Consider the following 10218-nt stretch of genomic DNA (forward strand, 5'->3'; position numbering starts at 1 on the left):
GAGCCTCACCCTCGTGACCAATTTCTTGGGTCCCCTTACTGCTAACAACTTCTGTAGACTCTGGCACTGTTGGCTCAACTGGAGCTCCCACCTGAGGACCTGTGTAAACTGGTAGTTCTGATTGAACCAGGGAATCGCCTTCATGACCTGACTCTTGTGTGCCTTGGGTGCTAATTGGGGCTGTATAAGACGGCTGCTCTGCTTGGATTAGGGATTCGCCTTCATGACCTGACTCTTGCGTACCTTGGGTACTAATTGGGGCTGTGTACGTTGGTTGCGTTGGTTGAACTAGAGCCTCGCCTTCATGACCTGACTCTTGTGTACCTTGAGTACTGATTGGGGCTGTGTAGGCCGGTTGCGTTGGTTGAACTAGAGCCTCGCCCTCATGATCTGACTCTTGTGTACCTTGAGTACTAATTGGGGCTGTGTACGTTGGTTGCGTTGGTTGAACTAGAGCCTCGCCCTCATGACCTGAATCTTGTGTACCTTGAGTACTGATTGGGGCTGTGTAGGCTGGTTGCGTTGGTTGAACTAGAGCCTCGCCTTCATGACCTGAATCTTGTGTACCTTGAGTACTGATTGGGGCTGTGTAGGCTGGTTGCGTTGGTTGAACTAGGGCTGCACCCTCATGACCTGAATCTTGTGTGCCTTGGGTACTAACGGGTTCTGTATAAGTCGGTTGAACGGGTTGAACTAGGGCAGCACCCTCATGACCCGGCTCTTGGCCCCCCTTTGCTTGCACTACAGTTTCTTTGTTTTTTTGTAGTTGAGGCTCTATAGGAGAAGGTGTTCCTCCTTGTTGTTCCTCTATCGTTGAGCTATCTACATTTTCTAAGTTAGACTTGCTGTCATGCGCCTTCTGTTTATCTGATTGCTTAACAACGTCTACTTTATTTTTCACATATCCTATGTATGTATAACCAGGAATATCAACCGGAGCTGGCAAAGCATCTCCTGCCTGAACAGATAGTTGAGTGTTGTAGGCAGCTAGTGTTTCGCTAGTCAAGGCAAGGACAGTTGGAGACAGCAACTGGCTTCCTAGACTGGTTACTAACAAGAATCGACTAATCTTGCTCTTGCCATCACGTCCCTTAAGAACCACTACGACCAGCAAACTAAGGCCTGCCACTAAGGCAGCAGTTTCTAGGGAAGAGCTAGTTCCTGTGTTGGGTAGTACTTGATTTGCTCGATAAACAAGATAGTAGGTAGCATCTGTTTCTTCCGCTACTTGTGGTAGGGATGTAACTAAGAGAGTCTTCTCTTGATCAGTCAAATCCGACTCTAAAACATAAGTATAATTAACGGCATGAGATTCTTGGGCAGATACAGTCTGTAGGCCAGTTCCCATCAAAAAGAAACACGCAACTGCTACAGATACAAGGCCAACTGCCAATTTTCTTAATGAGAAATTCTGTCTTTTTTCTCCACTAGTTTTGAAATTCATATTCCCCTCTTTTTACATTTTTAAATTATTATATTAATTTATAGCAAAATATACAACTCTTCCCATTATACATCAACTTTTTAAAAGATTCTAGGGATAGATATGCAAATAAGGGAATAAGAAAAGGCATTCCTAAAATTAGATACCTAACTTCTGGAACACCTATCATATTTCTAAATTTTTATTTCACAACAATCTCATAACGTGTCTTACTTGTAAAGGTTTGACCAGCTTTAAGAATGACTTGGTCTTTAAGGTCACTGTGAATAGCATCTGGTAAAGCCTGCGCTTCAAGGGCAATCCCATTGTGCTGTACCATTGGCTGACCTCCTATGATGACACTCTCATCCACAAAGTTTGCTGTGTAGACCACAAAGCAAGGAGCTTCTGTCTTGAAAAGCAGGAAGCGACCTGAATTTTGGTCATAAAGGAATCCAGCATTGTCATGACCTGCAGGAAGGGCAAATGGGTGATCCAAACCAGCTACCAGCTGGATTTGCTCATCATCCTCTGCAAAGATATCTTTCAACAAGGCACCATTATAGATGTGTTTGACCACATCACGATTAGCATCTGGAGTTTTGGCAGGAACACCGTCGGGAGCGATTGGGTAAATGCCCTCTGTGTTTAGTTGGAAGACATGGCGGTCAATCGTCTGCGTGAAATCACCAGACAAGTTGAAATAGCTGTGGTTGGTTGGATTGACCAGCGTATCCTGATCAGTCGTTACCTTGTAGCTGATTTCATAGGCACCAGTTTCTTCCAAGTGGTAACTGATCCAAATCTTGAGATTCCCAGGAAATCCTCCTGTCCCATCTGTACGCTCTGTGTAGAGGGTCAAGCCATGGTCGCTCACCTCAACTAGTTCAAACAAGCTGGAATCCCAACCAGTTGAACCACTGTGGTTACAGTTGCTAGCATTGTTGACTTCAAGGTCATAAGTCTTGCCATTAAGCTCAAAGGTCGCACCAGCAATACGGCCTGCCACAGGACCTACGTTCGCTCCATGCTTGGGGCTATTGCCTACATAGCTATCAAAATCATCAAAACCCAAGATAACATTGGCAAAATTTCCAGCCTTGTCAGGTGTGACATAGCGCAAGATGGTCGCACCATAAGTCATAACCTCAAGCTGGTAGCCACCGTCCGTCTCAAATCGATAGGCCAAGACATCCTTGCCCTCAACATTTCCAAATACACGCTCTGTGTATACTTTCATTCTATTCTCCTTTTACTATTTCTCTCAAGCAAACAAACCATAGAAAGCGTACTGACAATCTATGGTTTATCTGATAATTTACAAATCCTCTTGTCAAGAATTCATAAACACTGTCTTACTTTTGATATTCGTGGATGATAACACCTTGTACCACACGGTTTACTGTACCTGTAGGAGACGGTGTATCTGGTTTATTTTCTACCTTGAGTGAAGTCAATAGGGCAAAGAGTTGGGCATAAACGATGTAAGGGAAGACACGGTAAATATCATTCAAGACACCGCCACAACCAAGGGCCACTTCTTTGACATTTTCAAGATCAAAGGCTTGATCACTCAAAAGCACAACACGACGAGCAATCTGATCACCAGCAACTTCACGAACCAAGTCCAAGTCGTACTTACGAGTGTAGTCTGTCGTTGTACCAAAGACCAAAACAACTGTATCTTCGTTGATAAGAGATTTTGGACCGTGACGGAAGCCGACTGGGCTTTCATACATAGTCGCAACTTGACCAGCTGTTAATTCCAAAATCTTGAGCTGAGCTTCATGAGCAAGACCAAAGAAAGGACCAGCGCCTAGATAGATGACACGATTAAAGTCTAGGTCAACAAGTTCTTTGACATCTTCTGCATTGTCTAGAATTTTACGGGCAAGACTAGATACAACTTCAAAACGTTCAGCTTTCACAGCAAATTCTGTAGGATCAAAGACCAAGAGAGCTGTCAACATCATAGACGTAAAGCTAGAAGTCATGGCAAATCCAGCATCATTAGAAGCAGCTGGTTGCAAGAGCAAGAGATTGCGTTCATCTCCATGAGCTTGAAGAGCCAATTTACCATCTGCTGCACAAGTAATCGTCACTTGATAAAGCTCATCCACCAAGGCTTTAGCCAAATCAACAGTCGCCACACTTTCAGGCGAGTTCCCACTACGAGCAAAGGATACAAGTACAGTTGCCACATCTTTTTTCAAATAAGTTTCTGGATTGGCAACGATATCTGTTGTCGCAATAGCATTGAAATTCCATTTGCGTTCGTCATAGACTTCCTTAAAGTAAGGTACCAAGGTATCTCCCACATAAGCAGAAGTCCCAGCACCTGTCAAGATAACCTTGATATAGTCATGTTTATCAGCAATCCCTTGTAGGAAGGCTGCAATTTCTTCACGTTTTGCTTGGTAAGATTCAAAAGCTTCTTTCCATACATCAGGCTGTTGGTAGATTTCACGTGTAGTAATTTCTGCACCCAATTCGAGCAAGTCTTCTTTTGTATAATGTAGCATTGATTTCCTCTTTTTCTATTAAATATGGGAATGGGAGTAAGCCCCATTCCCATGTATATTCTATATAAAATGCTCTAACGATTTTCACGTTGTCACATCTTATTGAATCGAGTTCCAACTAAAATCTTTGGGAAAAAGACCGATTATCGTCGGAGCATCGCTCCATCCTCTTATCGCCTATTTTCCCTGTGATTTTCACGTTGTCACATCTTATTCATCTTCGTCATCATCGAAGCCCGCTAACAGGTCATTAACTTTCACAATGCTTTCTGCAGCACGGTTCTTATAGTCCGCATCTGCACCTGTAAGGCTCGCATTGATAAATTCAATCACCATTGGAAGATTCATCCCTGCGTAAAGTTCGATGTCACGACCTTCCATAATCAAACGGCTTACCACGTTACATGGTGTTCCACCGAGAAGATCCGCAAAGACTAGGAAATCATCCAAACCTTCAATAGCTGCTTCAAATTTTGCAGTAAATTCTTCTGGACCATCTTCTGGAAGAAGAGCCACTGCATGAATATTGTCTTGTGGACCCATGATCATTTCAGTGCTACCTTTAAGCTCTTCACAGAAACGACCATGACTCACCAAAATTAATGATTTAGCCATAAATTATGCGCCCATTCCAAGTAAGAATTTACCGATGAATGAAAGACCTAAGGCAAGAGCAATGATGATACCAATTGCTTTTGTAGAGTTCATACCTTTCTTACCAAGCAACCAGAAGATAAAGGCAGTAAAGATTGCTGGAAGCAAGCGTGGGAAGATTGAGTTCAAGATATCTTGGAAGTCAATCATCTTTTCACCGATTGGCAATTTATAAGAAACTTCAAAGTTGATCATTGTTGCTACAAGAGCACCCATCATGAAGACACCAAGTACAGATGCAGCGTCAATCAAAGCTGTCAAAGTACTTTGCATGTTGTTGATAAGGTTAACCCCTTCTTTGTAGGCAAATTCCAACTGTTTCCAACGGAAGATGTCATACGCTACTGCAACTGCAATCCAAAGGAAGATACCCCAAGGTTGGCCAGCGATAGCCATAGTTGCTGCGATAGATCCCATGATAGCAGGTACAAGTGAACCAAAGATAGTATCTCCAAGAGGAGCGAATGGTCCCATCAAACCTGTCTTGATACCGTTAACGGCATCTTTTGAACCTACACCATCTTTTTCTTCCATGGCAAGGTCAAAACCAGCGATAATTGTGTGGAAGAATGGTGAAGTATTGAAGAATTGAGTATGAACTTTCATCATTTCTTTCAATTCAGGAGTTCCATCCCCATACATTTTACGCAATTGAGGCAAGATCATGTAAAGGTAACCAGAAGCTTGCATCCGTTCGTAGTTCCAACCTAATTGGAAAGTAAACAAGCTACGTTTGTTGATTTGATTAAAATCTTCTTTTGTAAGTTTGTAATTAGAATTCGTCATCTTCGATTTCCCCACTTTCTGATGGTGTAGAAGGTGCTGCTACAGCTACTTTTTGGCTATTTTTGAAGTGAAGCACTGCAAGGAAGATACCTACGATAGAGATACCGATCATAGACAAACCTTTGAAGTTGTTCACGAAACCAATTTTTTCAGCAACATCTTTCGGTAGAGTACCTACGATACCAGCAACAGCGCCACCAAGACCTGTTACATATGAGTAAAGAACAGTCAACATAGCTGTCAAACCAAATCCCATTGCAAGGTAGTGAAGGTTACGTTTAACTGGAAGGTAACGAAGCAAGATTGCAAATCCAAGACCTGGAAGCATACGACCTGCAAGTGTCAAACCATCCGCAACCCATTTGTAGGCTTCAACTAAGTCTACTACTGATTGTACGAAGGCACCACCAAAGGCAAGCGCGAAGAAGACTGGAAGGGCACGAGATAAAGCCCATGGAATCGCACCAAGTAGGTAGTTGCGTTCGATACCTTTATAGTCAAAGCGTTCGATTGCAGCATCCACACGGTGAGCGAAGAAAGTAGTTGTCATACGTCCAAGAACGTCGAAGTAAGTCAAGAGAGCTGCTACTGGCACAGCGATTGTTGTAATCGCAAGTGCTGTATCAATTCCTTGTGAAACAGAGAAGGCTGTTGCAAGAACCGCACCAGAAGTTGCGTCGATACGAGAAGCACCACCGAAGGTACCAACCCCAAGAACGAATAATTGCAAGTTACCACCGATAAGCAGACCAGTAGTCACATCTCCCATAATTAAACCAGTAATAAAACCAGCAAATACAGGGGAACCTGCAGATGAAACGATCGTCAACTCATCACAGATTTGATAAGCTGAGTACAAAGTGAGAAGTAAAATTTGCCACCATTGTATCATAACAATGACCTCCTAAAAATTTTTTCCTATTTTAATAAGCTCAAAAAGTCTGAAATTGGATCATTTGGAACCATTTGAGCAGTAAGTTTAACACCTTTTTCTGCCAGTTTGTGGAAGTCTTCCACATCCTTATCCACTACGTTGATAGAACGTGTGATGGCACGAGTTTCTGGTGTTTGAGACATATTCCCAACATTGAGAGTTTCAAGTGGTACACCTGCTTCGACCAAACCAAGGAAGCGGTCTGGTTTACGAGCCACGATAAAGAGACGTTGGCTATCATATTTACCAGCAAGAATATTGGCTGCCGCTTTTTCAATTGGCAAAATACTCAATTTCACACCTGGTGGTGTCGCGAGTTTCAAACCACTCTTTTCAACGTCGTTGTTGACAACTTCGTCATCTACAACCATAATACGTGAAACATTTAGTTTTCCAGCCCAAAGATTGGCTACTTGTCCGTGGATCAAACGTCCATCGATACGGCATCCTACAATTGTCATAAGTTTTCCCCCTTTATATGTTTTAGTGTAGGTTTACGAGTTAAATAAATCTCTTCTTTATATTCACCTTCTGTTTCAAAGATGATGATGCGGTTATCTCCTTCCTTGAGGAAACTATGAGGAATATAAAGCGAGAGGGTTGGGCCGACGTTCCAAAAACGTCCTAGATTCTGCCCATTGACAAAGGCAACTCCCTTACCAAACTCAGATAAGTCTAGGTAAGTATCTTTTGGCTCTTGGACTGTAAAGTCATAAGCGTAAAATGCTGGTTGTCCTTCTGTCCATCCTTTTGAAAAATCAATTTTCTCAGGATTGTCTAGTGGGAGTGGATAGTGTTTCCAGTTTAGTAAGAAGTGCAAATCCTTACAAACCCCTGTCCGAATTCCCTTACGTTGCGTATCCGCTAAGAACTTGTGTCCATAGTTGACACGTCCCATATTTTCTACCAAGATATCTAGCCTAGATAGCGCTTTCTTTTCACCTTGATAAAAAATATCTTCCCCAATCTCTGTCTGATATTGGGTTTCGACCCACTGACCATCGACATAAAGCTGAGCCCTATCTCGACCATCAATGATACGAAGTCTTTCTTCTTCTGCATCCCAGTTTGTTTCTGTTCGATAGAGTAGATAGCCATAGCTTTGTCCCAACTCCTCCATCTTTTTAGGATAAAGGCTTTCTACAGGACTAGATAAGCTATCCAAGGTTTCAAACAAGGAAACTTTTTCAACTAGTGGAATAGCATCTAACTCCATACTCTCTTTGTAGAGTGGTTCCAACTGCGGATACTCTGGAAAATGTGTTGCCATCATCTTCTTGACTGCCAGATATTTGGCAGTTGGATTTCCTTCCTCATCAAGAAGGGCATCGTAATCATAAGATGTAACTTGTGGCAAATCCAGAGTTCCTCGAGCCGAGCAACCATTCATGAAACCAAAGTTTGTACCACCATGGAACATGTAAAGATTGATAGAGCCTTGTTCCAAAACCTCTCGAACTGCATCTGCCAATTCTTTGGGATCCCGTGTGATAATCGGTTCTTTCCAACGATTGAACCAGCCATCCCAGAACTCCATACACATGAGCGGCCATTTCTTGCCATGTTCATCAAAGAATTCCTGCATCTGTGAAAAGTTGTACGGAGCTTTAGAACCAAAATTCCCTGTCACAAAGAGATCATCTTCGATCAAAGTTCCAGCTTTCAGAGTAGCTCGCCATGGACCATCTGATGTAAAGAGGGGACAGGTTACGCCACGCTCTTCCATCAACTGTCGAATTGCTCTCAGATAAGCCTTATCTTCTCCATAAGAACCATATTCATTTTCAACCTGCATCATGAGGATATTGCCACCATTGTCCAACAAATGTGGCACCAACCGTGACAAGAGCTGGTCATAGTAGCGACCGACAGCTTCAATATAAGCAGGATCTGAGGAACGAAGCCTCATATCTTTGGTTAAAAGCCAAGCTGGTAAGCCACCGAATTCCCACTCCGCACAGATGAAGGGAGAGGGACGAACGATAGCGTAGAGACCCAAATCTTGTGCTGTCTGAAGAAATCGCTCCAAATCCAGAGCTCCTTCAAAGTGAAACTCACCCTCACGAGGCTCATGTAAATTCCAAGCTACATAAGTTTCTACTGTATTAAAACCAAGAGCCTTCAAGTTATAGAGCGAATGATACCAATCTTCTGGAGGAACCCTAAAATAATGAATGGCGCCAGATAAAATCTTAAATGATTTTCCATCGAGATAAAAATCATCTCGTATCTCAAATCGTGTCATATTCTTACCTTCTGACAACTAAAGTTTACGCTTTCATTTGTTGATATAGTAAATATATCTCAATATCTTACATTTGTCAATAGGTTTTCACAATTTTTTTCATTTTTCACTAAATTTTACACAAAAAACTTATAAAAATCTTGTAATTTATAGTCATAACAACATTTTAGTACCATGTATAAAAATGTAGATTTTTCTATTTATTCCTATGTAAATTAACCTTATAGCCTATTATTCTAATTTTTTTATTCAAAAGGCTACTATTCTTTCCAGTTTTATGGTAAAATCTTTAACGGAGAAGGAAAATCGAGGTGAAAATATGGCAATTCCAAAGTATCAATATATTAAAGATGAGTTAAAGAACAAAATCATTTCTGGTCAATTTGCCAGTGGAGATAAATTCTACACTGAAGCTGAATTGATTGCAATGTATGATGTGAGTTCTATCACAGTTGTCCGCGCCTTAAACGACCTTGCCAAGGATGGCTATATTGTCCGTCAACAAGGAAAGGGTACATTCGTTTCACGCGCACGCAAACATAAACTCGTTGAGTTTTCAGATGTAGAAGTTTTTGAAACTAAAGATGATAAAGTTACCGTCCTTTCTATTGAGCGTGGAAACAAACTAAGCTACTTAGAAAAACTCGGACTACGCGGAGATCAGTTCTACTACAAGATTGAACGCGTACGCGAAACAGGTGGTGTTGTCTACATCTACCATACATCTTACATTCCAGAACAATACATCAACGCAAATTATCCAAATCTTGAATATTATAGCTCTATCTATAACCGTTTCAAATTGGATTACCACATTCACATGAATGATGAACATTTTGAAGAAATCAATGAAATAGCATTTCCAACTCCAGAACATGCGGCTTCGGTCCTCGGAGTCGATGAACAATTCCCAACCGTTTTACAAACCAAGACTACTAAACTAGAGTCTACTGGTCAAGTTCTCGCATTCAGCGAAACATACAAACGAGCGGATTACTACAAAATCAAATTCATTTCATGTGACCGTGATCACTAAGAAGAAAGCCTGAGCCTAAACGCCTGGGCTTTTTCTATACTTATTATACCACACCAAAAAGGTAGCGCTTACCTATTTTTGGAAGATTCTATAATTTGTGGAGTATTTTATAGAAATAGAACCAAAAAGATTCTACTAGATATATATATGTATCTTTTCCGACCAATCTGAAATCTTAAGTTTAAATTTTATATTTTTTTATACTTATTATAGTTTTTTGTCATCTCCTCTTGACTCTCGTTAATATAAGAAATAAAATAAAGGTGTTGATTTATGTAAACGCTATCAATATAACAATGCAATCAGGAGGTTTTGCAATGAAACATGAAAAACAACAGCGTTTTTCTATTCGTAAATACGCTGTAGGAGCAGCTTCTGTTCTAATTGGATTCGCCTTCCAAGCACAGACTGTTGCAGCCGATGGAGTTACTCCTACTACAGAAAACCAACCGACCATCCATACGGTTTCTAATTCCCCTCAATCATCCGAAAATCGGACTGAGGAAACACCTAAAGCAGAGCTTCAACCAGAAGCTCCAAAAACTGTAGAAACAGACATTCCAGCTACTGATAAGGTAGTTAGTCGTCCAAAAACAGAAGAAAAACCACAAGAGGAAG

10 protein-coding genes are annotated in these 10218 nt (G+C 41.4%); 2 read left to right on the forward strand and 8 right to left on the reverse strand.

What is annotated here, in order from left to right; all coding sequences use genetic code 11:
• From PAN06_RS11105 to PAN06_RS11140, 8 genes are all read right to left on the reverse strand, one after another.
• A partial coding sequence (locus PAN06_RS11105; protein ID WP_269796331.1) for a YSIRK-type signal peptide-containing protein occupies nt 1-1444 on the reverse strand: 1444 nt, incomplete at its 3' end.
• 181 nt (nt 1445-1625) lie between these two features.
• The gene (locus PAN06_RS11110; protein WP_269796332.1) at nt 1626-2663 is read right to left on the reverse strand and encodes an aldose epimerase family protein; all 1038 of its coding nucleotides are present in this window, start codon (nt 2661-2663) and stop codon (nt 1626-1628) included.
• A 115-nt stretch (nt 2664-2778) separates the two neighbouring features.
• Complete coding sequence (locus PAN06_RS11115) at nt 2779-3945, reverse strand: SIS domain-containing protein (RefSeq protein WP_269796333.1); 1167 nt, start codon at nt 3943-3945, stop codon at nt 2779-2781.
• A gap of 210 nt (nt 3946-4155) precedes the next feature.
• Entirely contained in the window at nt 4156-4560 is a 405-nt protein-coding gene (locus PAN06_RS11120; protein ID WP_020903318.1) for a PTS sugar transporter subunit IIA, read from the reverse strand.
• A gap of 3 nt (nt 4561-4563) precedes the next feature.
• Nucleotides 4564-5385, reverse strand: coding sequence for a PTS system mannose/fructose/sorbose family transporter subunit IID (locus tag PAN06_RS11125; protein WP_070842459.1), 822 nt, complete (start codon nt 5383-5385; stop codon nt 4564-4566).
• A complete protein-coding gene (locus tag PAN06_RS11130; protein WP_000617013.1) occupies nt 5372-6277 on the reverse strand; it encodes a PTS mannose/fructose/sorbose/N-acetylgalactosamine transporter subunit IIC in 906 nt (301 codons plus the stop codon). The genes PAN06_RS11125 and PAN06_RS11130 overlap by 14 nt, the downstream gene beginning before the upstream one ends.
• A 26-nt stretch (nt 6278-6303) precedes the next feature.
• The gene (locus PAN06_RS11135) at nt 6304-6780 is read right to left on the reverse strand and encodes a PTS system mannose/fructose/N-acetylgalactosamine-transporter subunit IIB (protein WP_000156970.1); all 477 of its coding nucleotides are present in this window, start codon (nt 6778-6780) and stop codon (nt 6304-6306) included.
• Nucleotides 6777-8564 carry a beta-galactosidase gene (locus PAN06_RS11140; RefSeq protein WP_070842460.1) on the reverse strand — a complete coding sequence of 596 codons (1788 nt, stop codon included), beginning with the start codon at nt 8562-8564 and terminating at the stop codon, nt 6777-6779. The genes PAN06_RS11135 and PAN06_RS11140 overlap by 4 nt, the downstream gene beginning before the upstream one ends.
• A gap of 319 nt (nt 8565-8883) precedes the next feature.
• Between PAN06_RS11140 and PAN06_RS11145 the strand changes: the two genes are divergently transcribed.
• Together PAN06_RS11145 and PAN06_RS11150 are read left to right on the forward strand one after the other, a co-directional pair.
• Nucleotides 8884-9600 carry a GntR family transcriptional regulator gene (locus tag PAN06_RS11145; protein WP_042749780.1) on the forward strand — a complete coding sequence of 239 codons (717 nt, stop codon included), beginning with the start codon at nt 8884-8886 and terminating at the stop codon, nt 9598-9600.
• A gap of 317 nt (nt 9601-9917) precedes the next feature.
• Nucleotides 9918-10218: YSIRK-type signal peptide-containing protein (locus PAN06_RS11150; protein WP_269796334.1), on the forward strand; the 301-nt coding region annotated here is incomplete at its 3' end.

This window comes from Streptococcus sp. SM3, assembly GCF_027497875.1.